This is a genomic window from Mycobacterium sp. (assembly GCF_049608025.1).
In the GTDB taxonomy this organism is placed as follows: Bacteria; Actinomycetota; Actinomycetes; order Mycobacteriales; family Mycobacteriaceae; genus Mycobacterium.
On the sequence record NZ_JBMYXC010000007.1, the window covers coordinates 16815 to 38405 of the forward strand.

The following is a 21591-nucleotide window of genomic DNA, read 5'->3' on the forward strand; positions in this document are numbered from 1 at the left end:
GACGACAAACACGCCCAAATCGCAAGTTCAGGGCAGGGCGCTTGGGCTGATCTCCTCGAGCATCTCGGTGACCAGCGCCGCGATCGGCGAGCGCTCGCTGCGCAGCAAGGTGATGTGCGCGAACAGCGGGTGACCCTTCAGTTTCTCGATCACCGCCGCGACGCCGTCATGACGGCCGACACGCAGATTGTCCCGTTGCGCCACGTCGTGGGTCAGCACGACCCTGGAGCCCGTACCCAACCGCGATAGCACGGTGAGTAGCACGTTGCGCTCCAATGACTGCGCCTCGTCAACGATCACGAACGAGTCGTGCAGTGACCGCCCACGGATGTGGGTCAGCGGCAGCACCTCGAGCATGCCCCGCGCCAGGACCTCCTCGAGCACTGCGGGGCTGGCGAGGCCCTCGAGCGTATCGAAGACGGCCTGGGCCCATGGCCCCATTTTCTCGTTCTCGCTGCCCGGAAGGTAGCCCAGTTCCTGACCGCCGACCGCATACAGCGGACGGAACACGACCACCTTGCGCTGGGTGCGCCGCTCCAGCACGGCTTCCAGTCCCGCACACAGCGCCAGCGCGGACTTCCCGGTGCCTGCCTTTCCGCCGAGTGACACGATGCCGACGGATTCGTCCAGCAGTAGATCCAGCGCCACCCGCTGTTCGGCGGAACGGCCGCGCAGACCGAACACCTCGCGGTCACCGCGCACAAGTTGCACGCGCTTGTCGGCGTTCACCCTTCCCAGCGCGTGAGAGTTGCTTCCTAGCAATCGGATTCCGGTGTGGCACGGCAGGTCGCGGGAAGCTTCAAGGTCGACCTCACCCTCGGCGAACAGGCCGTCGACATCCTCGCTGGAGACCTCAAGCTCGGCCATTCCGGTCCACCCGGACGTGATGACGTCCTGCGCGTGGTACTCGTCGGCCCCCAAACCGACGGCGCCGGCCTTGACCCGCAGCGGAATGTCCTTACTCACCAACGTGACTCGCTTACCTTCGGCGGCGAGATTGGCCGCGCAGGTCAGAATTCGCGAATCGTTGCTGTCGGTCCGGAAGCCGGCCGGCAGCACCGAGGGGTCGCTGTGATTGAGCTCGACATGCAGGGTGCCGCCATGATCGCCAACGGGAATCGGCTGGTCCAGCCGATGATGTTCGAGCCGGAGATCATCGAACATCCGTAGTGCCTGCCGAGCGAACCAGCCAAGCTCATGATGATGCCGCTTGGCTTCCAATTCACTGATGACGACCAACGGAACCACAACTTCGTGTTCGGCGAACCTTGTGCATGCCCAGGGATCTGACAGCAGCACGGAGGTGTCGAGCACGTAGGTCCGAATCAGGCCCGATGTCTGGCTCTGCCAGCCCTGCGATTCATTCACGGTGCGCTCCTCGAAGCGAGGCGAAGTTCATGCGGCCCCACACAAACGTCTCGGTGGACGCACAGCGGCCTCTAGGACCGGGGCCGGTCCTTCGTGATCGACAAGATCGGGACCGCCCGGATAGCAGAGCATGTCGCTAGCCATCGAAATCGACGCTACCCCGGCTGCGGTCGTCGCGCCCGACAGGCGCGCCGTACCAGGGAGGCGTGCGGGTTACGAGCTGATGAACTGCTGCAGCCGGGGCTCGTCGGCCAACCCCCAGGCCGTGATGCGGTCGGAGATGACGCGGCGCAGCTGATCCTGATCGAATATGCCCGACTCGGCCACCTTGGCCACCTTGTCGCGATAGGCGACGATATCCGCACCCACGACGTCGAGCTCGCCTGCCCGGCGCGCGATCGCCTCGATCGTCTCATCCCGTGAGTGGGTCAGGCAGTAACCGATGAGGTTGGCAAAGAACTCCTCGTGACGCTCCTCGTCCTTGGCGATCCGGCCGATCAGTCCCTTGAGGACCGGCTCTTCGGTCTGCGCCTGCAGATTGCTGCAGAACACGGCGTGGGCGCGCTCGAAGAACGCCATGAACGCCAGGGTTTCCAGCTGGCTGTAGGTGTTGGCGCGGTAGCCCTGCACCACATGCTCGACGCGGACGTCCTCGTTGGCGGTGGGATCGACTTCACGGGTGACAACCAGATAGTTGCGCAGAGCGATGGCATGGAGATGCTCCTCGGCCGTCCAGCGGCCCAGCCAGCGGCCCCACTTGCCCTCGAGGATGAAGTGCTCAACGAGCTCGCGATGGTAGCCGGCGAGGTTGTCCTTGGTGATCAGCAGAATCTCGACGGCGTCGGTGATGTGCTTGGGCAGCGTCGCCTCCGACGAGTCCCAATCGCGCCCACCAAGGAACGCGAAATTCTCACCCTGCTCGAAGGGAACGTAGTCGTGGGCGTACCACAACTCCTCGGAGTCGAGATGCCGCCGCAGCTCCTGCAGGACGACCGGCTCGAGTTCGACAGTCAGCGCATTAGCGACAGGTCTCTGTGCCATAAAGTAACTGTAACCCGCATACACACGTTCTTGGAAATCAAGTGCCCGGAATGTCGCGGACGCGCGTCCACAGTCCTACAGCGTCAGGCCCGGATACAGCGGATTGGCAGCCAGGAGTTCAGCCGAGGCCGCATGTGCCCGCTCTGCCGTGCCGTCAGCCACGGTGTACTTGGCCTTTGAAACCCGAGCAGCCCCGGACGGCCCGCTGGCGGCTGCCGCCTCGGTGTTGGTGAGCACGTCGACCACGAGTTCGGCGACGCGGTCGAAGTCGTCGCCGCCGAAGCCGCGGGTCGTCAGCGCCGGGGTGCCGAAACGGATGCCGCTGGTGTACCAGGCCCCGTTGGGGTCGGAGGGGATCGAGTTGCGATTGGTGACGATCCCAGAGTCCAGCAGGGCCGACTCAGCCTGCCGTCCGGTGAGCCCGAATGACGTCACGTCCAACAGCACGACGTGGTTGTCGGTGCCGCCGGTGACCAGGTGGGCTCCTCGCTTGAGAAAGCCCTCGGCGAGCGACTTGGCATTGTCGGCGATGCGTTGGGCGTATTCGCGGAAAGCCGGTTGTCGGGCCTCAGCCAGCGCGACGGCCTTGGCGGCCATCACATGCGAAAGCGGGCCGCCGAGCACCATCGGGCAGCCCTTGTCGACGGCGGGAGCGAACTCCTCGGTGGCCATGATCAACCCACCGCGCGGCCCTCGCAGCGACTTGTGGGTGGTGGTGGTCGTGACGTGCGCGTGCGGCACCGGATCCTCGTCACCGACGAACACCTTGCCCGCGACGAGGCCGGCGAAGTGCGCCATGTCGACCATCAAGGTGGCCCCCACCTCGTCGGCGATCTCACGCATCTTCGCGAAGTTCACCCGCCGCGGATAGGCCGAATAGCCCGCCACCAGCACCAACGGCTTGAACTCGCGTGCCGCGGCGGCGACGGCATCGTAATCCAACAGCCCGGTTTCGGGATCGGTGCCGTACTGGCGCTGGTGGAACATCTTGCCGGAGATGTTGGGCCGGAAACCGTGGGTGAGGTGGCCGCCGCTGTCCAGCGACATACCCAGCAGTCGCTGGTTCCCGAGCTTGGAGCGCAGCGTTTCCCAGTCGGTCTCGGACAGATCGTTGACGTGTTTGGCATTCAGGGCCGCCAGTCCCGGGCCTTCTATGCGAGTGGCCAGGATCGCCCAGTAGGCGACCAAGTTCGCATCGATACCGGAATGCGGCTGCACATAGGCGTACGGGGCGCCGAAGAGTTCACGAGCATGTTCGGCGGCCAATGCCTCAACGGTGTCGACGTTCTGGCAGGCCGCGTAGAACCGGTGCCCAATGGTGCCCTCGGCATACTTGTCAGAGAACCAGGTGCCCATAGTGAGCAGCACCGCGGGCGAAGCGTAGTTCTCGCTGGCGATCAACTTGAGCGAATCCCGTTGATCAGCAAGCTCTTTGCGGGTGGCGGCGGCGATTCGAGGCTCGACGGTCTCGATCACCTGCAGCGCGGCGCGGTAGGCCTCCCCCGCGGTGTCGGCATACTCGGCACCCGGCGACGATCGGGTCACGGAATCTGCAGTCATGGGGTCGAGAGTAGTCGGGCCACGATCGGGCGGCCGACCTAGTCCGGGCATCCGGGCGAGCAGAAGCCACCTCGACTGTGCGGTCTCATGCGCAAGCGGCGGGGCGTTGCGAATAAAACCGCACGCTCCCGGCCGGCGCGCGAGCACACCTCAAGCGGCCCGCAACGACGACGGGATCAGCGGTTCGTCGAGCAAGGTGCCGAAGCGCTCGGTCAGACTCACCCCCACCGGTCGCGCGTCCAGCCAGCCACGCAGCAGGCGGTAGCCCTCGACATAGGTGCTGGTATACGCGCGCCACAGCGGCGAGGACAGAAAGCGCAGCGTCTGACGACCACGGTCGTCGTTGATCAGCAGCCACCGCTTCAGGAAGTCGACGACCTCCTCGACGTCGCGGTGTTCGTCATGCAGCATCAGCGCGGCATCCTGACGGACGTCGGCCAGGGCGGCCGTCGCCTCCGAGACCATCTGGGCCCGCTCGCCGTCGAAACGCAGGCCCAGGTCGGCGTAGATCTCGGCCGCCCAACTACCCCAGTTCGGGCCTACAGCGGCATAAAGCGCCAGATCAGCCAACCCCTCGGCCATAAGGCATTGCGGCGTGTTGACCAGGAAGATCGTTTGCTCGGCCTGTCCCCTGCCCGCCACGAGGCCGGCTTCTTTGCGGCAGTGTTCAGTGTGGTGGCCCGGATAGGACTCGTGAGCCACCAACCGCGGCAGATGCGACATCTGCTGTTTGAGGTCCCCGTTGACGGCGACTGTGGACCGGTAGTCACCGAGGTAGTAGTTGAAACCCGACCATGGCTTGTCGGTGACGACCTCGTAGTCGATGGTCTCGCTGGCCGGTAATGGAAAAGTCGCGCGGACGCGGTCTCGCAGCGCGCTGGAGAATGCGTGGATACATTCCTCGAGGCGGGCGGGCGGAATCTCCTCCGAGGCGCGATAGGCCTGCATCCGTTCGCCAAGCGTGCCAGAACCACCGAGAGCGGTGTCCAGCCTGGTGTGGGCTTCCCGGTAGCGGTCGGGATCCCCTTTAGCGATCCGCACGTCAAAGTAGGAATGCACCTCGTCGACGAACCCGACTTCCTCGCCGGCGAACTTGCGGCCGGCGCAGGCCAACGCTCGCAGGTGCGCCCCGGTGAAGGCCGCGCGCGCGCTGTCCAGTCCGGCCGGCAATTCACCCAACAGCCGCTCGGCCTGGCGGGCCAGATCGGCGGGGTCGGGTCGCGGCTCCGATTGGACAAGTCGCTTCAAAGCGGGGTCTCCGGTGAACGAGTCGACGTAGCCCTGCTCAACTCGGTCGAAGCGCAGTCCGAGCAACAGGTACTCCCGGACGAAGGTGGCCGAGGCCGCAGAAGCTGCCGTTTCCATACCGGGGTCCATGCGTTCCTACGCTAACTGCAAGACTGGGCCCATGGCGCGGCTGAGCGAACCCAGCCCCTACGTGGAGTTCGACCGAAGTCAATGGCGCGCACTTCGAATGTCGACGCCGCTGAAGCTGACCGAGGACGAGTTGGTCAGGCTGCGCGGTATCGGTGAAAAAGTCGACTTGCTGGAAGTCGAAGAGGTCTATCTCCCGCTGGCCCGATTGCTCCATCTGCAGGTGGCCGCCCGCCAGCGCTTGTTCGCGACGACGGCGGAGTTCCTCGGCGAGCCACAACAGAACCCCGACCGGCCGGTGCCATTCGTCATCGGCGTCGCGGGCAGCGTCGCGGTCGGCAAGTCAACCACAGCCCGCGTGCTCCAGGCGCTGCTGGCGCGCTGGGGACACCACCCTCGAGTCGATCTCGTCACCACCGATGGCTTCCTGTATCCCAACGCCGAGTTGGATCGGCGAAACCTGATGCACCGTAAGGGCTTTCCTGAGAGCTACGATCGCAGGGGGTTGATGCGCTTCGTCACTGCGGTGAAGTCTGGTGCCGACGCAGCGTGCGCGCCGGTGTACTCACACTTGATCTACGACATCGTGCGCGGCGACAAGCAGGTCATCAAACACCCCGACATTCTCATTCTCGAGGGCCTCAACGTGTTGCAGACCGGCCCGGCGCTGATGGTGTCGGACCTGTTCGATTTCTCGGTGTACGTGGACGCGCGCATCGAGGACATCGAGCAGTGGTACGTCTCCCGGTTCCTCTCAATGCGGGCCGGCGCCTTCGCCGATCCGGCCTCGCATTTCCATCACTACTCCACGCTGCCCGACGATCAGGCCATGTCCGCTGCCCGTGACATCTGGCATTCGATCAACCTGCCGAACCTGATCAACAACATCCTGCCGACCAGGCCGCGGGCCACCCTGGTGTTGCGTAAGGACGCCGACCACTCCATCAACCGGCTGCGGCTGCGCAAGCTCTAGACCGCAAGCTCCAGAAACTGCCTAGGCCTTCGTGATGCGGCGGACGCCCTGGTACTGAAGCTCGGCCATCACCAGCGTGTACGCGCCGGTGCCCAGGACCAGAACCACACCGGCTGTGGTCAGCGGCCACACGCCGGCGAGCACCACGACGACGGTGGCGACGCTGAAGAGCAGATTGCCGATGGCCAGCACCAGACCCGACATCCGGATGGACGGTCGTGCCGCCAAGACCAGCACAACGACGCTGAAGGCGACGAATGACGCGCCAATCGTGTACTCGACGCCCGGGCTGGTGCCCGAGAGCTCGGCCAAGCGATGGGCGAAGATCAGCGTGCCGATCCCGGCCAACCCGCTGAGGACACCGTCGGCACGCATGGCGAAACGCAACAGCGAGTCCGTCGACTCGCTCAGTCGTGAGGAGATGGTGGTGGTCATGGTGATTCCCTTCCCGTTCATGGCACTTCCATTGATGGAACTTCTGGGGCGACCGGTGCCGGAGTCGACGCCGCAACCTCTTACGACGGCGACTCCGGACCAGTCATTCGGGAGTGACGCCGACTGGCGGTCCACGACCCTCCCGACAGCCGCGCGAGTGATCGGCGGCCATGTCGACAATGTTCGGCAGAACGCACTGCCAGATCGACACAGGACGCTGCCAAGCACTGCCATCGGCAGGTCAGAGCGTTTTCGGCGAAATCACATTCCGGCGGCAAGGGGCCGAGTGCGGACCCGCTGGAACGAAAGTTCGGCGTTATCGAACCTGGACGAGGCTGCTGCGAAGGTCTGTGGCGATGACGCCTGCGGCCACGTTCTGCCAGTTGTGCAGCGACCGCTGCGGCACCTCGGTGACAAACCACTGCCAGGCTTGCCGGGCGACGGGATCCAGTCCCGCCGCCGTGGCATTCTGCGCGTAGGCGCGCACACCGACGACATACGGGAAGTACAGCGAGTTGTAGTGGCGCCACTGCTCGGTGGTACCGAAGGGACCGCCGTCGCGAGGCTTGAGGCCGTCGATCCTCTCGGCCAGCAGCGCCCGCAGCTCATTGGCCCGTTCCAGCGGCTGGTCGGGTGCGCCACGGCGGCCCAGTCGCTCGTCGATGTCCGGCAATGCCGTCAGGGGGCTGGCGACGAGCTTGGACAGATCGCCGTAGTGCCCGAGCGCGCGGCGGGTGACCCGCGCGAAAGTCTCCTGGTCCATGGCGGCCAACGGGTGGCCGGACCGCAGCGGCAGCGCCGCCTCGGTGCTGCGCAGCACGGCGCGGTCGGCCCGCAAGCCCGGCGAACGAGAAAAGGCCAGCCGGTCGAGCAGGCCGGCCAACGGGTCGGCCAGCACGTTCACAGCGATGGCAATCGCGAGGCTGGTGAACAATAGGACGGTCATCGTGGGATTCTGACCCGTGACGGCCAGACCGATCAGCAACTGGCCGCCGAACAGGGCGGCCACGACCATCGTCCCGGCAAACGAGCGCAACATGTCCTTACGCAGCGCATGGCCTTCGTCGAAGGCATCCCCGATGGCGACCGCGACACCGAGCAGCGCGACGTCGAACCCGGTGGACGCCAAGGCCAGCCCGCTGGGCATCAGCCCCAGGGGAATGATCAGGATGGCGTTGCCGAGCGCGAAGAACAATGTCGCGACGACGATGAAACCGACCACCGGCCCCGGTTGTGAGCGCCGGATCACCGCGTGGATCATCGCGCCCAGCGACGAAACCGACACTGCGGCGAACATCACCAGGTGGCCCAGCCGCAGTGGACCTTCCACATCGCCGGCCATCGCGGCACCGGCGATCGCGACCATCGCCACACCTGCCACCAAAGCGACCTCACCGGCACGGCTGCGCCAGGTGTCGCGCGGTGTCGACAATTCCAGCAGCACCGCGAACCAGGCAATGCCCGGCACAGCGACGAGGTAGATCTCGATCTCGCTCAACAGCCCGGATGCGCTGACCAAACGAACCGCGTCCAAGGCCACCACGACCGCGAAACTGGTCAGCCCGATCGACGCCAGCACCAGCACGGGCTTGCGGGGGTCGCGGGCTAACAGGTACAGCCCCAGCCACCAGCTCAGCGCGAAGACCAGGGCTGAGAGGGCGACCACGAACTGAAGTCCCTACAGTCCGTAGCGTCGGTGCCTGGCGCTGAAGTCGCGTAAGGCCCGCAAGAAGTCGACACGGCGGAACTCGGGCCAGTACGCCTCGGTGAACCACATCTCCGAGTACGCGGACTGCCACAGCAGGAAGCCCGACAGCCGTTGCTCGCCCGAAGTTCGAATCACCAGATCGGGGTCGGGCTGCCCGGAGGTGTACAGATTCTCCGAGATCGCCTCGGCGGTGACCGCCTCGATCAATTTGTCGCCGGTGACGCCGTTGGCCAGCTCCTTGCTGAGCAGCCCACGGACCGCGTCGACGATCTCCTGACGGCCCCCGTATCCGACCGCGACGTTGACATGAAAGGACGCCGCTCCCTTCGCGGCCCCGGTCGACCGAACGGCGTCGCGCAGCCGGCGCGCCGGCTTCTCGCCGAGGAGTTCCAGGTCGCCGACGGTGCGCACGCTCCACTGATTGGCCGGCGCGCATATCTCCTCGACGACCTCGGTGATGATCTCGATGAGCGCTGCAACCTCGTCGGAATCGCGCTGCAGGTTCTCGGTGGAAAGCAAGTACACCGTGGCCATCTCGATGCCGGCTTCCTGGCACCAGCGCAGCATCTCGGCGATCTTGTGAGCTCCGACACGGTAGCCGTAGCTGACGTCGTCATGCCCGAGCTCGCGGGCCCAACGCCGATTGCCGTCGCACAGCACCGCGATATGGCGGGGCAACTCCGATCGCGTGGGCGACAATCCATGCCGCAGACGCATCTCATAGAGCCGGTACATCGGCTCTTTGAGGCGTCGCGGAATGAGGTCCACGAGGGTCAAGACTACTGTGGCGCGAGGAAACTCCATGCAAGTCAGCGGAGGTGACATGGCCACGTCCTTTGATCCCGTCGATACTGGGGGCTCTGACCGCCCGGGCTCGCCGCACGAGCCGGAAGACTTTCCCGAAGCCGTCGCCGAGGGCGTCGCCCAGTTCCTGGGCAAGCCGCGCGCGCGGGGGTGGATCCATGTGTATTCAGCAGCCGTGGCAGTTGTCGCCGGGGCCGCTCTGGTGGCGGTGTCGTGGTCAGTGGAATCGACCCGCGCCGGGATCGCCACGCTGATCTACACGCTGACCATCGTCGCGATGTTCGCCGTGAGCGGCACGTACCACCGGGTGACCTGGAAGTCGGAGGCCGCGCGCAAATGGATGAAGCGGGCCGATCACTCGATGATCTTCCTGTTCATCGCGGGCAGTTACACGCCGTTCGCCGTCTTGGCACTGCCGGAGCGCAGCGGCATGACTCTGCTTTGGCTGGTGTGGGGCGGAGCGTTGGCCGGCGTGGCCCTGAAGATGTTGTGGCCGTCGGCGCCAAGATGGCTGGGGGTGCCCCTGTACATCCTGCTGGGCTGGGTGGCGGCCTGGTTCATCGGTCCGATCATGGACGGTGCGGGCGTGGCGGCGGTGGTGTTGCTGCTCGTCGGCGGAGCGCTGTACAGCATCGGCGGGGTGCTTTACGCGCTGAAGTGGCCGAATCCGTGGCCGACGACGTTCGGCCACCACGAGTTCTTCCACGCATGCACGGCCGTCGCGGCCATCTGCCACTACATTGCGATGTGGTTCGCCGTTTTCTGAGCGATTTCGGCGTAGTTCGTCACGCGCACGGTGACCAACTGCACCCAATCCGCTAGAGCTGGGTGACGTTCTCGGGGCCCCAGTACGCCTTCATCGCCGAAATTTTGCCCTCCTGGTCGAAGGACATGATGCTGATGATCTCGATGCTCGTCTTGCCGCCCTCACCGAGGTCGAGGACCAGCCGCCAGAAGAACGCGGCCTCGTGCCCGAGCGCCCGCAGGGTGAGGATCTCGCCGCGGCCCTTGAGCGCCTCGATGTTGGCGTAGAACCCGCGGATCGCACGCCGACCGATGTGCACCTCGCTGCCGACCGGATCCTCGACGGTGGCGTCGTCGGCGTAGAGCGCGACCACGTCGTCAGCGCGGCCGTCGCCGATCAGCTCGAGGTAGCGGTTGACGGTCTGGGTCATGTGCTCGGCACTCGGCATGGCCGCGAGGCTACACCGAGCACGCTGGCCCAGGTCAAGGACTGCTCGCCCAGGCAACTAGCGGCTCAGCTCGGCCCGCGCGCCGTTCCGTCGGCAGGTGGCTCGGTAGTGTCGGGACCCTCCGGGCCCTCGGTGTCAAAGGACTCGGGTAAGCGGCGCAGGTGCCGGTTCATCGACCACACCAGGCCAAATACACCCATCAGCAGCAACAGCACAACGATGAGCCCGAACGGACTGGCTTTTCCGAAGTCGGGCCCGGTCTGCCTTGGCTCGTCCTGGGCCAGCACCCCGGCCATCAGCTCCAGGCTGAATAGCGTCGCAATGTTCACTCGCGTCCCTCGATTCCGGCGAATAAGTCGGTCTCAGGCAGCCGTACCGGCACCCTAGACCGGGCTAACTCGAACTCTTCTGTCGGCCATAGTCGCTGCTGCCACTCCATGGGCGCAGTGAAGAAGAAACTCTTCGGGTCGATCTGGGTGGCGTGGGCGAGCAGAGCATCGTCACGCTGCACGAAGTACTTCGAACACTCGATCTGAGTAGTCACCCGATTGGCGAGGAAATCCTCGTTCGGATCCCACTTCTCGAGCCACCTGGCGAACGGCCCCTCCTTGCCGTGCTTGGCGAACTCGTCCTGCAGCACCTGCATCCGCTGTCGCAAAAACCCGTGGTTGTAGTAGAGCTTGTGCGCGCCCCACGGTTCACCGGCGTCGGCATAGAGGCGGTGGTCGGCCGCCGCCTCGTAGGCCGCCACCGACACTTGGTGACAGCGGATGTGATCGGGGTGCGGGTAGCCGCCATTCTCGTCGTAGGTGGTGATCACGTGCGGTTTGAATTCTCGAATCACCCGCACGAGAGCTGCGGTGGACCTCTCCAAAGGCTCCAGCGCGAAGCAGCCCTCCGGCAGCGGGGGCAGCGGGTCCCCTTCGGGCAGTCCGGAGTCGACGAACCCCAGCCAGTGGTGTTCGACGCCGAGGATCTCCGCAGCCCGGGCCATCTCGTCGCGGCGAATGTCGGCCATCCGACCGTGAACCTCAGGTAGGTCCATCGCCGGGTTGAGGATGTCGCCGCGCTCCCCACCGGTGAGTGTCACCACCATGACGCGCGCGCCCTCGTCTACGTATCGCGCCATGGTCGCGGCACCCTTGCTGGACTCATCGTCCGGGTGGGCGTGCACGGCCATCAACCGCAGTTCGTTCAACCTATTCCCTCTTAGCTTCTCGCCGGCTTGAACACTCACGCTGTTACACACTGAGGGCCAAACCACACCGACTGGCCCTATAGTTCCAGTCCTAGTACACCCATCCGACCGACGGGCATGCAAAACGAGATGATCGAGCGTCCCGCCGCCCGCTACGGACGGCAGCGACTGACCCGGCGTGCGCGGCGCCGGATCGCCATCGGTTTGACCGCGCTGGTGTTGGTGGCGGGCGTGGCGATCGCTGCCGTCGCATTCGTCCGGTTCGGCGCAGGCAATGTCAGAGGAGAGTTGGGCGCCTATCGAATCCTCGATGAGGGGACCGTCGAAGTGACGGCCAGCGTCACCCGCGACGACCCGTCTCAACCAGCGGTGTGCATCGTCCGAGCCCGGTCCTACGATGGCGCCGAGACCGGGCGACGAGAGGTGCTGGTGCCGCCCTCGGCACAGAAGACAGTGCAGGTGGTGGCCATCGTGAAGACGAGCAGACCAGCGGTCGTCGGCGATATCTACGGCTGCGGCAGCGACGTGCCGTCCTACCTGTCGGGCACATAGCCGACCAGGGCACAACAAACGGACAACAGCGAAATCGCGAAAATCGGGTGTACGCCCGGTGCTATCATCGATTGGTACACGGTTCCTGCTGGGGCCGTGTATTGCTGCATTTGGGTGCGCCGGACCGAGCGCCCGCGGCAATACACGAGCGACAGCCGCCGGCACCGTGTCAGATTTTCTTACGCGAGATGCGCGGGAGCAACGACGACAGGAGCGCGACGACATGACCGACACCCAGGTCACCTGGTTGACCGAGGAGGCCTCCGACCGGCTGAAGGCTGAGCTCGAGCACCTGATCGCCCATCGGCCCGTCATCGCCGCCGAGATCAACGACCGCCGAGAAGAAGGTGACCTGCGCGAGAACGGCGGCTACCACGCCGCTCGCGAGGAGCAGGGCCAGCAAGAGGCACGCATCCGCCAGCTGCAGGAACTCCTGAACAACGCCAAGGTGGGCGAGCCCCCCAAACAGTCCGGGGTGGCGCTGCCGGGCTCGGTGGTCAAGGTCCAGTACGGCGACAGCGCCGAAGAGACCGAGACCTTCCTGATCGGCACCCGGCAGGAGGGCATCAGCGACGGCAAGCTCGAGGTCTACTCGCCGAACTCGCCGCTGGGCGGCGCGCTGCTGGACGCCAAGGTCGGCGACGTCCGCACATACACGATCCCCAACGGCAGCACCGTCGTGGTCAAGCTGCTCAGCGCGGAGCCCTACCACTCCTGATCAGTGCGCAGTGCTGAGTCATGCGCGCGTGGCGGCGCATTCGGCGCTCGCGCTACTGTCCAGCCCGTGACGCAGATCGCCGAGGACTTGTTCTTGCTCCTGGTCGACAATGCGTCGGCACAGCCTGGGCTGGACAGCAAGCGTCGCGACCACGTGCTCGCGGCCGCGGTCCTGCTCGACCTTGCCCATGGCTGCCGCATCCGCCCCGCGGTGGAGGGCGAATCAGTCCGGACAGGCCGGCTGGTGGCACTGGATGGCGCCGGCGCGGGAGATCCCGTCACCGACCCGGCGTTGGGATTGCTCCGAGCAGCGCCGCTGAGCCCGGTTGCCGCGATCAAGAAAATAGGCAAGAAGACCCAGGCCCGCCTGGTGGATCACTTGGAGCAGACCGGACAGATTCATCGAAACGCCCTGCCGTCGAAGCGCTTCACCCGGACCTACGCGTTTCCGCTGACGAATCGGCAGCGGGTCGGGCCGGCGCGCGCCGCGCTACTCTCCACGCTGTTCGACCGCACTCCGCCCGGACCGTCGACGGCGGCCATAGTCACCGTGCTGCACGCCGTGGACGGGCTGGGCGCACTGCTGAGCCTCAACGACCGGGGCTGGCGCTGGGTGCACGCCCGCGCCGGTGAGATCGCCAGCGGCAATTGGGTCAACGAGTCGCCGTGGGCACTGCCCGAGATGAACCTCGCCGTGACCGCAGCTGCGGTTCGTCAGGCGCTGGCAGAACTCGTCTAACTGGTGCGGCGCGGCGAACTCAGCGCCTGCTCGATGTCGCCGAGCAAGTCGGCGACGTCCTCGATACCAACCGACAGCCGGACCAGATCGTCGGGCACCTCGAGTTGGGAACCCGCGGTAGAAGCGTGCGTCATGGCGCCGGGGTACTCGATGAGCGACTCGACGCCGCCCAATGATTCAGCGAGGATGAAAATATCGGTACGGGCACAGAAGTCCCGCGCAGCCTGAGGCCCGCCGCGGAGCCGCACCGACACCATCCCGCCGAACGCACTCATCTGGCGGGCGGCAACCTGGTGGTTGGGGTGAGTCGAGAGCCCGGGGTACAACACCGTGTCGATCGCCTGGTGCCCCTCGAGAAATTCGGCGATCACCGCAGCGTTTTCGCTGTGCTTCTGCATCCGCAACGGCAGGGTCTTGATGCCGCGCATGGTCAGGTAGGCATCGAACGGGCCCGGCACGGCACCCGCCCCGTTTTGGAGGAAAGCAAAGGCTTCGTCGAGCGCCTCGTCGTTGGCCAGGAGGGCACCACCGACGACATCGGAATGCCCGCCGATGTATTTGGTCGTCGAGTGCAACACGACGTCGGCGCCCAGCGCCAGCGGTTGTTGCAGAGCCGGTGAGGCGAACGTGTTGTCGACCAAGAGCCTCGTCTTCGGCCCAGGCGCCTCCGCTGCGAGTGCGCGGATCGCACCGATATCGGCGACGGATAGCAGCGGGTTGGTGGGTGTCTCGACCCAGATCAGTTTCGTGCGGTCGGTGATCGACGCGCGCACGGCATCCAGGTCAGTCAATGCCACTGCCGTGTAGCTGATCCCCCACAGCGTGAAGACCTTGTCGATGAGCCGGAATGTGCCCCCGTAGGCGTCGTCGGGGATGACGACATGGTCGCCCGGCCGCAGCAGCGCGCGCAACGCGCAGTCGGTGGCGGCCATGCCGGAGCTGAACGCCCGCGCGTAACGGGCCATTTCCACAGCCGCCAGGGAGGCTTCGAGCGCAGCCCGGGTCGGGTTGCCGGTGCGCGCGTATTCGAATCCGCCGCGCAAACCGCCGACGCCGTCCTGTGCGAACGTCGAGCTGGCATAGATCGGCGCATTGACCACGCCCGTCGCCGGGTCAGGTCGATAACCGGCGTGAATGGCCCGGGTGGAAAGACCATAGGCCTGGTGGTCGTCTGCGGTTCCCGCCCCCGAGACGTCTTCGCTTCCGCCCGCCGGGGTGCTGCGCTGGTCACTCATGATCGACCAGCGTAACGGTGTAGAACTGGAGCATGTCCACCTCCGGCCCCGCAATGATCGACAGTCTGCTCGACTTGGACTCGCTACTGAGTCCCGAAGAACTCGACGTGCGCTCGATGGTCCGCAAGTTCGGCGAGCAGCGCCTACGCCCGCATATCGCCGAGTGGTTCGACACGGGTCACGTTCCGGTCCGCGACCTCGCCGTCGAGATCGGCAAGCTCGGGCTGCTCGGCATGCATCTGACCGGTTATGGCTGTGGTGGGTCGACAGCGACTGCCTACGGGCTGGTGTGTCAGGAACTCGAGGCGGTGGACAGCGGCCTGCGCAGCCTGGTTTCCGTACAAGGTTCGCTGGCGATGTTCGCCCTGCACCGCTGGGGTAGTGAAGAGCAGCGCCGGCAGTGGCTGCCCGGCATGGCGGCGGGCGAGTTGATCGGGTGCTTCGGTCTGACCGAGCCGGACTTCGGTTCCAATCCCGGCGGCATGCGCACGACGGCACGCCGCGACGGCTCGGACTGGATCCTCAATGGCTCGAAGATGTGGATCACCAACGCGTCAATAGCCGACGTCGCCATCGTGTGGGCACGTGCGCAGGGCGAGGAGCACAACCACATCGTCGGCTTCGCTGTTCCGACGTCGACTCCGGGTTTCAGCGCCAGGGAGATGACGCACAAGATGTCGCTGCGGGCATCGGTCACCTCCGAGTTCAGTCTCGACGATGTGCGACTGCCAGAAGACGCCAGATTGCCAGGCGCTCAGGGATTGTCGGGTCCGCTGAGCTGTTTGTCCGAAGCGCGGTTCGGCATCGTCTTCGGCGCGGTAGGAGCTGCCCGGGATTGCCTGGAAACCACACTGGACTATGTCGGGACCCGCCAAGTATTCGATCGGCCGCTGGCGGGATACCAGCTGACGCAGGCCAAGATCGCCGATATGGCCGTCGAGCTGGTCAAAGCGCAGCTGCTGGCAATTCATCTCGGACGCCTCAAGGACGATGGGCACATCCGGTCCGAGCAGGTCAGCGTCGGCAAGCTCAACAATGTTCGCGAGGCCATCAAGATCGCGCGCGAGTGCCGGACATTGCTGGGAGCCAACGGAATCACGCTGGAGTATCCGGTGCTGAGGCACGCCAATAACCTGGAATCAGTGCTCACCTATGAGGGCACGTCCGAGGTACACCAATTGGTCATCGGAGAAGCGCTGACCGGCGTCAGCGCCTTCCGATGAGCCTCTTCAGTACTGCGTTGTTCAGTACTGCGCCGATCCAGGGCCGGTCGGTGGTGGCTGCGGGTTGAGCGGTACACACACCGTGGTCATGATCTTGTCGGCCAGTGTCTGCCGCTTGGCATCCCACAGCGGGAACAGGTAGCCGATGTAGCAGATGATGGCGTCCACGATGTGGGCGAGCTGGCGTACGATCGACAGCCCGAAACCAATGGGCTGCCAAGTCTTCTCGCTGACCACCTTGAACTTCATCACCGACTTGCCGATGCTCGAGCCCGTGGTGCCCTGCCGGTAGCCGTAGTTCCATACGACATAGGCCAGTGTCAGCGCCGAACCCAGCAACGCCACCAGCGACCCGACCAACGAGTAGCTCGACGTGCATGCGACACCGCTGCCGTAGGTGACGCAATCGTTCTCGCCGGTGAGGATCGCGATGCCCTGCGCGATACCCATGACGACGAAGATCGGAATCGCGTCGATGAACCAAGCGGCCACGCGGGTGAGCCACGGTGTGTAGGACTCTTTGGGCAGCGTCGGGCTCGGCGGAGCGTACCCCGGGGGCTGCTGCGGCGGGGGAAAGCCACCGGGCGGCGGGTAATTACCCTGCGGTGGCGGCGGGTAATTACCCTGCGGTGGCGACGGATAGCCCCACGGCGGTGGCGGATAACCCTGCGGCGGAGGGGGCGGCTGCCCACCCTGCGGTGGCTGCCCACCTTGCGGTGGCTGCCCACCTTGCGGCGGCTGCCCACCTTGCGGTGGCTGCCCACCCTGCGGTGGCTGCCCACCCTGCGGTGGCTGCCCACCCTGCGGCGGCGGGTACCCCCCTGGGGGTGGCGGATTGTCTGTCATCGATTCTCCCTAATCGTTTTACCTACGGCATCGTCTCTACTCACAACGGTAAGCAGACGGTGTTCATGATTTTGTCGGCGATCGTCTGGCGCTTGGCGTCCCACAGCGGAAAAAGGTAGCCGATGTAGCAGATCGCACCGTCGATGATGTGGGCCAGCTGCCGCACGATCGACATCCCGAAGCCAATCGGCTGCCAGGTCTTCTCACTGACGACTTTGAACTTCATGATCGACTTGCCGATGCTGGAACCCGTGGTGCCCTGCCGGTAACCGAAGTTCCAGACGGCATAGGCGAGGATCACAATGATGGCGAAGATGATCGACAGCTGGCCGAACGTGGAGGCACCGGAAGCACAGAACTCACCGAGGCTGTACTCGGAGGTGTCGGTGATGCAGACGGTCTCCTGCGTGCCCACGAGAATGGCCCAGGCGATCCCCTGGATGATGAGAGCGGGAATGAAGTCGAGCACCCAGGCGAGTACCCGGGTGGTCCAGGGCGTGTACGACTCCTTCGGCAAACCCGGGCCCGGCATGCCCATCTGTTGCGCGAAGCCACCTTGCTGTTGCGCGAAACCGCCTTGCTGTGGGGGGAAACCACCCTGCTGCGGCGGGGGTGGGAAGCCTCCACCCGGAGGTGGCGGAGGCGGATAACCGCCGGGGGGCGGCGGAGGCGGGTAATTCCCCGGGGGTGGCGGTTGATCGGTCATGGACGCCTTCCAATGCTGTATTCAACTGCGCACGAGCGTGCTTACCCTACCTGAGAAAAACCTGAAAAAAGCCGTCTCGCGCACGCCGTCGATCTCGATCGACCGAGGTCCGCGTGCGCCAGTTCCGTCAAGAATCTGCTGAAAATTCCGTCCGGAATGTTCACCGGTGGGCCGTACCGTCCGACAAGAACCCCAGCAAATCATGACGGGTGAGTACGCCGACGGGCTTGCCATCATCGACCACCATCACCGCGTCGCCTTCCCGGAGGGACTTGGCGGCGGTGCTCACCAACTCGCCGGCACCGAGCAACGGTAAAGCCGCGCTCATGTGCTGGGCGACGGCGTCGGCAAGCTTCGCGCGCCCCTCGAACACCGCTGACAAGAGCTCGCGTTCTGACACGCTGCCCGCCACCTCGCCCGCCATCACCGGCGGCTCGGCGCCGACGACTGGCATCTGCGAAACGCCGTACTCGCGCAGAATCCCGATGGCGTCGCGCACCGTCTCCGATGGATGCGTGTGGACTAGAGCAGGCAGCGCACCGGATTTGCCACGCAGCACGTCGCCCACTGTCGACTCCTCGACCGAGCCGTCCAATCGAGTGCGCAGGAAGCCGTACGAGGACATCCAATGATCGTTGAACACCTTCGAGAGGTAACCACGGCCGCCGTCAGGCAGCAGGACCACGACGAGAGCGTCCGGGCCCGCGCGCTCAGCAACATTGATGGCCGCGACCGCGGCCATCCCGCACGATCCACCTACAAGCAACGCTTCCTCGCGGGCCAACCGCCTGGTCATCTCAAAGGAATCGGCATCTGAGACCGCGATGATCTCATCGGGGACCGTTGCGTCGTAGGCCGACGGCCAGAAGTCCTCCCCAACCCCTTCGACCAGGTAGGGACGCCCGGTGCCGCCGGAGTACACAGAGCCCTCGGGATCCACCCCGATGATCCGAACCGGGCCTTCGGGACGCTGCCGAGATACCTCTTTGAGATAACGGCCGGTGCCGGTGATGGTGCCGCCGGTGCCCACGCCGGCGACGAAGTGGGTGACTTTGCCGTCGGTATCGGCCCATATCTCGGGGCCAGTCGTCTCGTAGTGGCTGGCCGGGCCCATGGGATTGGAATACTGGTCGGGCTTCCACGCGCCGTCGATCTCGTGCACGAGCCGGTTGGACACGCTGTAGTAGCTGTCGGGATCTTCGGGGGCCACAGCGGTCGGGCACACAACGACATCAGCGCCGTAGGCGCGCAAGACGTTCTGCTTGTCCTCGCTGACTTTGTCGGGGCAAACGAAGATGCACTTGTATCCGCGCTGCTGGGCGACCAGCGCAAGCCCTACGCCGGTATTGCCCGACGTCGGTTCGATGATGGTGCCACCGGGCCGCAGCGCACCGCTGGCCTCGGCTGCATCGATCATCTTGATGGCTATGCGGTCTTTGGCGCTGCCACCGGGGTTGAGGTACTCGATCTTGGCCGCAACGGTGCCCGACCCCGCTGGCACCACTGAGTTCAGCTGTACCAGAGGGGTATTGCCGATGAGCTCACTGACGTGCCGGGCGATCCGCATGCACCCATGGTGTCAGGCCCGGCGCGCGACTACCAGGTGGCCTCTCGGATGTACTCGCCAATCTGCTTCAGGGACCGGTTGGCTTCTGGCACCGCCGGCGCCCCAAGCTGGAAGACATGCATTTGACCAGGCCAGATACGGACCTCTACCGGCACACCCGCGGCTGCCAGCAGGCGCGCCGCCTTCCGTGCATCGCTGAGGAGAACCTCGGACCCCGACACGTGGATCATTGTCCGCGGCAGCCCGGGTTCGATGTGATCCAGCGGCTCGTAGATCTCCTCGGGTCGACCGTCGGTGACGTTGCGCTCTGCAGCTTCACTGATCAACTCGACCAGGGCGTGGAAAGCCCTGTGCGGGAACATCACATCGGTGCGAACATTCGGGTGGTCGCCGCGAGCCTCGTTGTCGAGCTCAAACAGAGGAGACATGGCGGCGATGGCGGCCGGCGATTCGCCCACGTAGCCGTTGATGCCCTCGACCAGGAGGCGCTCGGCGAGCGCCAGCGCCAGGTAACCGCCCGCGGAATCGCCTGCCAGCACTATCTGGTCGGGCTCGTAGCCTGTCTGACGCAACCACTTGTAGGCGTCGAAGCAGTCCTCGAGTGCGGTACCGACGGAGTGCTCGGGAATCATTCGGTAGTTCACGACCAGCACCGGGCTGTCGGCGTACTTGGACAACGCCGTCACCACGCGGCCGTGGGTGTTCACACCGCAGGTCAGAAACGCGCCGCCGTGCAAGTAGAGGACGACGCTGCGCTTACCGTCTGCGGGCAGGACACCGGCGGCGCGCACCAGCTGTGCGGTGCAGTGCGGCAGCGAGATGGTGGCGCGCACGGTACCAGGCGGTGGCCGCAGAATCTTGGCGGCGAAATCGACCAGGCCGAGCGGCCACGGCAGCCTGGGAGCGTAGCTGCCGATGGCCAGGGTCGGCTTGACCGTCAGCAAAGCAGCCAGACCCATGAGCCGGCCGGCAACGCTCGGGCCATCCTCTACGACCTCGACGGGCGCACCGTCGCTGACCGCGAACCTGCGGGACTTATTCCCCCTACCAGGCCTGACACCTAAGTGTGCAGAACCGGTCACTCTGCTTGGAGCCGTCATCGTCACCACTTCCTACAACTCTGTAGTCCGCAATAAGTCGAGTTACTCAGATCTTGTAACTTAGCTTGTCATCTGTAATCAGTATCACAATTGGTAAAACACATTTGGTACCGGAGTTGATACCGCACTGTGATCGCCGACCCCCGCCGCCACGCCGGAAACGATCCAAACCAGCATCTACACTGGTCCGCGTGGGCATCAGTGCACCGCGACGGTCGGCCATCGCTTTGGCGGCCGCGGCCACACTCGCCTCGACGGGCTCCGCCTACGTCGGGGCCCGAAACCTGCTTACCGGGCAGGCCGAGCAGGCGCGCCGGGTCATACCGAAGTCGTGGGACGTCCCCCCGCGCGCCGACGGTGTCTACTCGCCGTGCGGCGGTCCCGTCGAGCGCTGGCACCGCGGGGTGCCATTCGATCTGCATCTGATGATCTTCGGCGATTCCACCGCCACCGGATACGGGTGTGCGAGCGCCGACGAAGTCCCCGGCGTCCTGCTGGCCAAGGAGCTGGCCAAGGAGTCGGGTAAGCGGATTCGGCTGAGCACGAAGGCGATCGTCGGCGCCACCTCAAAGGGTCTGTCCGGTCAGATCGACGCCATGTTCGTCGCCGGCCCCTCGCCGGACGCCGCGGTGATCATGATCGGGGCCAACGACATCACCCAACCCAACGGAATCCGTCCTTCGGCACGCCGGCTGGGCCGGGCAGTGCAACGGCTCAGGGCCAGCGGCGCGGTAGTCGCGGTCGGGACCTGCCCGGATTTCGGCGTCATCACCGCGATTCCGCAGCCCCTGCGGTGGGTGGCCCGAGGCAGGGGACGTCGGCTGGCGCGTGCACAAGCGGCGGAGGTGCGATCTGCCGGAGGCATTCCGGTGCCGTTCTCTGACCTATTGCCACCACATTTCTTTGAAACTCCGGAGCTGCTGTTCTCACCGGACATGTTCCATCCCTCGGCCGCTGGCTATGCGCTTGCCGCCAAGCAGTTACTGCCTGCGTTGCGCCACGAGTTGGGCGAGTTCGTCTCCGGTAGGCCGCCGGAAGAAGCACTGGAACCCAGGATCGCCGATGGTCTTTCGCTGCTGGCGCGGATCAGCGGGCTGAGTCGGCTGTGGCGGCGTTCGACCGGGGTCCCCGCACCTGTGCTGGGTGGGGTCGCCGGGCTTACCCAGCGGAGGGGCCGCGCTCCGGTCGTGGTGGCAGCGGGCTAGGTTCTTACGGCGAGGTTCTTACGTAGTCCGCTCAATTCCCAAGGAGC

The 21591-nt window shown here is 65.3% G+C and carries 22 protein-coding genes; 7 read left to right on the forward strand and 15 right to left on the reverse strand.

Annotated elements, in window-relative coordinates:
* Positions 1–27 precede the first annotated feature (27 nt).
* The 4 genes from phoH2 to ACPGXI_RS04055 form a co-directional block, all read right to left on the reverse strand.
* On the reverse strand, positions 28–1329 hold the full coding sequence (phoH2, locus tag ACPGXI_RS04040; RefSeq protein ID WP_526650216.1) for an RNA 5'-3' helicase PhoH2: 1302 nt from the start codon (positions 1327–1329) through the stop codon (positions 28–30).
* A 252-nt stretch (positions 1330–1581) separates the two neighbouring features.
* The gene (locus ACPGXI_RS04045; RefSeq protein ID WP_526650062.1) at positions 1582–2409 is read right to left on the reverse strand and encodes an acyl-ACP desaturase; all 828 of its coding nucleotides are present in this window, start codon (positions 2407–2409) and stop codon (positions 1582–1584) included.
* A gap of 75 nt (positions 2410–2484) precedes the next feature.
* Positions 2485–3969 (reverse strand): glycine hydroxymethyltransferase, encoded by a 1485-nt coding sequence (locus ACPGXI_RS04050; RefSeq protein WP_526650064.1) that lies wholly within the window; start codon positions 3967–3969, stop codon positions 2485–2487.
* Positions 3970–4119: 150 nt separating this feature from the next.
* Positions 4120–5346: a DUF885 domain-containing protein gene (locus tag ACPGXI_RS04055; RefSeq protein WP_526650066.1), complete on the reverse strand. Its 1227-nt coding sequence runs from the start codon at positions 5344–5346 to the stop codon at positions 4120–4122.
* Positions 5347–5377: 31 nt separating this feature from the next.
* Here ACPGXI_RS04055 and coaA point away from each other — a divergent pair, with 31 nt between their 5' ends.
* Positions 5378–6316, forward strand: a complete 939-nt coding sequence (coaA, locus tag ACPGXI_RS04060) for a type I pantothenate kinase (protein ID WP_526650068.1) — start codon at positions 5378–5380, stop codon at positions 6314–6316.
* 21 nt (positions 6317–6337) lie between these two features.
* Here the strand turns inward: coaA and ACPGXI_RS04065 are convergent, their stop codons facing one another.
* The 3 genes from ACPGXI_RS04065 to ACPGXI_RS04075 form a co-directional block, all read right to left on the reverse strand.
* Positions 6338–6751 carry a hypothetical protein gene (locus ACPGXI_RS04065; RefSeq protein ID WP_526650218.1) on the reverse strand — a complete coding sequence of 138 codons (414 nt, stop codon included), beginning with the start codon at positions 6749–6751 and terminating at the stop codon, positions 6338–6340.
* A 316-nt stretch (positions 6752–7067) separates the two neighbouring features.
* Positions 7068–8417: a hypothetical protein gene (locus ACPGXI_RS04070; RefSeq protein ID WP_526650070.1), complete on the reverse strand. Its 1350-nt coding sequence runs from the start codon at positions 8415–8417 to the stop codon at positions 7068–7070.
* A 12-nt stretch (positions 8418–8429) separates the two neighbouring features.
* Positions 8430–9227 carry a (2Z,6E)-farnesyl diphosphate synthase gene (locus ACPGXI_RS04075; protein WP_526650072.1) on the reverse strand — a complete coding sequence of 266 codons (798 nt, stop codon included), beginning with the start codon at positions 9225–9227 and terminating at the stop codon, positions 8430–8432.
* A 55-nt stretch (positions 9228–9282) separates the two neighbouring features.
* Here ACPGXI_RS04075 and trhA point away from each other — a divergent pair, with 55 nt between their 5' ends.
* Positions 9283–10029: a PAQR family membrane homeostasis protein TrhA gene (gene trhA, locus ACPGXI_RS04080; RefSeq protein ID WP_526650074.1), complete on the forward strand. Its 747-nt coding sequence runs from the start codon at positions 9283–9285 to the stop codon at positions 10027–10029.
* A 52-nt stretch (positions 10030–10081) separates the two neighbouring features.
* On the opposite strand, the gene ACPGXI_RS04085 is transcribed toward trhA, so the two are convergent.
* The 3 genes from ACPGXI_RS04085 to mca all read right to left on the reverse strand — a co-directional run bounded on the left by ACPGXI_RS04085 (position 10082) and on the right by mca (position 11654).
* Positions 10082–10456 (reverse strand): nuclear transport factor 2 family protein, encoded by a 375-nt coding sequence (locus ACPGXI_RS04085; RefSeq protein WP_526650076.1) that lies wholly within the window; start codon positions 10454–10456, stop codon positions 10082–10084.
* Between the two features lie 65 nt (positions 10457–10521).
* The gene (locus ACPGXI_RS04090) at positions 10522–10752 is read right to left on the reverse strand and encodes a hypothetical protein (protein ID WP_526650220.1); all 231 of its coding nucleotides are present in this window, start codon (positions 10750–10752) and stop codon (positions 10522–10524) included.
* Between the two features lie 29 nt (positions 10753–10781).
* Entirely contained in the window at positions 10782–11654 is an 873-nt protein-coding gene (mca, locus tag ACPGXI_RS04095; protein WP_526650222.1) for a mycothiol conjugate amidase Mca, read from the reverse strand.
* A 129-nt stretch (positions 11655–11783) separates the two neighbouring features.
* Between mca and ACPGXI_RS04100 the strand changes: the two genes are divergently transcribed.
* The 3 genes from ACPGXI_RS04100 to ACPGXI_RS04110 all read left to right on the forward strand — a co-directional run bounded on the left by ACPGXI_RS04100 (position 11784) and on the right by ACPGXI_RS04110 (position 13662).
* A complete protein-coding gene (locus ACPGXI_RS04100; RefSeq protein WP_526650078.1) occupies positions 11784–12206 on the forward strand; it encodes a DUF4307 domain-containing protein in 423 nt (140 codons plus the stop codon).
* Between the two features lie 223 nt (positions 12207–12429).
* Complete coding sequence (gene greA, locus ACPGXI_RS04105; RefSeq protein WP_526650080.1) at positions 12430–12924, forward strand: transcription elongation factor GreA; 495 nt, start codon at positions 12430–12432, stop codon at positions 12922–12924.
* Between the two features lie 66 nt (positions 12925–12990).
* Positions 12991–13662: a GPP34 family phosphoprotein gene (locus tag ACPGXI_RS04110; protein ID WP_526650082.1), complete on the forward strand. Its 672-nt coding sequence runs from the start codon at positions 12991–12993 to the stop codon at positions 13660–13662.
* Here the strand turns inward: ACPGXI_RS04110 and ACPGXI_RS04115 are convergent.
* Positions 13659–14897, reverse strand: coding sequence for a cystathionine gamma-synthase (locus ACPGXI_RS04115; protein ID WP_526650084.1), 1239 nt, complete (start codon positions 14895–14897; stop codon positions 13659–13661). The two genes, ACPGXI_RS04110 and ACPGXI_RS04115, sit on opposite strands and share 4 nt — an antisense overlap.
* A 32-nt stretch (positions 14898–14929) precedes the next feature.
* Here ACPGXI_RS04115 and ACPGXI_RS04120 point away from each other — a divergent pair, with 32 nt between their 5' ends.
* Positions 14930–16120, forward strand: a complete 1191-nt coding sequence (locus ACPGXI_RS04120; protein WP_526650086.1) for an acyl-CoA dehydrogenase family protein — start codon at positions 14930–14932, stop codon at positions 16118–16120.
* 21 nt (positions 16121–16141) lie between these two features.
* Here ACPGXI_RS04120 and ACPGXI_RS04125 read toward each other — a convergent pair whose 3' ends face one another.
* The 4 genes from ACPGXI_RS04125 to ACPGXI_RS04140 form a co-directional block, all read right to left on the reverse strand.
* Positions 16142–16966 carry an Rv1078 family RDD domain-containing protein gene (locus ACPGXI_RS04125; RefSeq protein ID WP_526650088.1) on the reverse strand — a complete coding sequence of 275 codons (825 nt, stop codon included), beginning with the start codon at positions 16964–16966 and terminating at the stop codon, positions 16142–16144.
* A 40-nt stretch (positions 16967–17006) separates the two neighbouring features.
* Entirely contained in the window at positions 17007–17672 is a 666-nt protein-coding gene (locus ACPGXI_RS04130; protein WP_526650090.1) for an Rv1078 family RDD domain-containing protein, read from the reverse strand.
* A 160-nt stretch (positions 17673–17832) separates the two neighbouring features.
* Positions 17833–19239 carry a cystathionine beta-synthase gene (locus ACPGXI_RS04135; protein ID WP_526650092.1) on the reverse strand — a complete coding sequence of 469 codons (1407 nt, stop codon included), beginning with the start codon at positions 19237–19239 and terminating at the stop codon, positions 17833–17835.
* A 29-nt stretch (positions 19240–19268) separates the two neighbouring features.
* Positions 19269–20339 (reverse strand): alpha/beta hydrolase, encoded by a 1071-nt coding sequence (locus tag ACPGXI_RS04140; RefSeq protein ID WP_526650094.1) that lies wholly within the window; start codon positions 20337–20339, stop codon positions 19269–19271.
* 191 nt (positions 20340–20530) lie between these two features.
* Between ACPGXI_RS04140 and ACPGXI_RS04145 the strand changes: the two genes are divergently transcribed.
* Positions 20531–21544, forward strand: a complete 1014-nt coding sequence (locus ACPGXI_RS04145; protein ID WP_526650096.1) for an SGNH/GDSL hydrolase family protein — start codon at positions 20531–20533, stop codon at positions 21542–21544.
* Positions 21545–21591 lie beyond the last annotated feature (47 nt).

Bases quoted from the DNA above. Each gene is read 5' to 3' on its own strand.
- ACPGXI_RS04090 (WP_526650220.1), bottom strand. From the start codon at position 10,752: ATGGCCGGGGTGCTGGCCCAGGACGAGCCAAGGCAGACCGGGCCCGAC.
- ACPGXI_RS04125 (WP_526650088.1), bottom strand. From the start codon at position 16,966: ATGACAGACAATCCGCCACCCCCAGGGGGGTACCCGCCGCCGCAGGGT.
- trhA (WP_526650074.1), top strand. From the start codon at position 9,283: ATGGCCACGTCCTTTGATCCCGTCGATACTGGGGGCTCTGACCGCCCG.
- ACPGXI_RS04055 (WP_526650066.1), bottom strand. From the start codon at position 5,346: ATGGACCCCGGTATGGAAACGGCAGCTTCTGCGGCCTCGGCCACCTTC.
- ACPGXI_RS04140 (WP_526650094.1), bottom strand. From the start codon at position 20,339: ATGACGGCTCCAAGCAGAGTGACCGGTTCTGCACACTTAGGTGTCAGG.
- ACPGXI_RS04065 (WP_526650218.1), bottom strand. From the start codon at position 6,751: ATGACCACCACCATCTCCTCACGACTGAGCGAGTCGACGGACTCGCTG.
- ACPGXI_RS04050 (WP_526650064.1), bottom strand. From the start codon at position 3,969: ATGACTGCAGATTCCGTGACCCGATCGTCGCCGGGTGCCGAGTATGCC.
- ACPGXI_RS04120 (WP_526650086.1), top strand. From the start codon at position 14,930: ATGTCCACCTCCGGCCCCGCAATGATCGACAGTCTGCTCGACTTGGAC.
- ACPGXI_RS04085 (WP_526650076.1), bottom strand. From the start codon at position 10,456: ATGCCGAGTGCCGAGCACATGACCCAGACCGTCAACCGCTACCTCGAG.
- ACPGXI_RS04100 (WP_526650078.1), top strand. From the start codon at position 11,784: ATGATCGAGCGTCCCGCCGCCCGCTACGGACGGCAGCGACTGACCCGG.
- greA (WP_526650080.1), top strand. From the start codon at position 12,430: ATGACCGACACCCAGGTCACCTGGTTGACCGAGGAGGCCTCCGACCGG.
- ACPGXI_RS04130 (WP_526650090.1), bottom strand. From the start codon at position 17,672: ATGACCGATCAACCGCCACCCCCGGGGAATTACCCGCCTCCGCCGCCC.
- coaA (WP_526650068.1), top strand. From the start codon at position 5,378: ATGGCGCGGCTGAGCGAACCCAGCCCCTACGTGGAGTTCGACCGAAGT.
- ACPGXI_RS04135 (WP_526650092.1), bottom strand. From the start codon at position 19,239: ATGCGGATCGCCCGGCACGTCAGTGAGCTCATCGGCAATACCCCTCTG.
- ACPGXI_RS04115 (WP_526650084.1), bottom strand. From the start codon at position 14,897: ATGAGTGACCAGCGCAGCACCCCGGCGGGCGGAAGCGAAGACGTCTCG.
- ACPGXI_RS04045 (WP_526650062.1), bottom strand. From the start codon at position 2,409: ATGGCACAGAGACCTGTCGCTAATGCGCTGACTGTCGAACTCGAGCCG.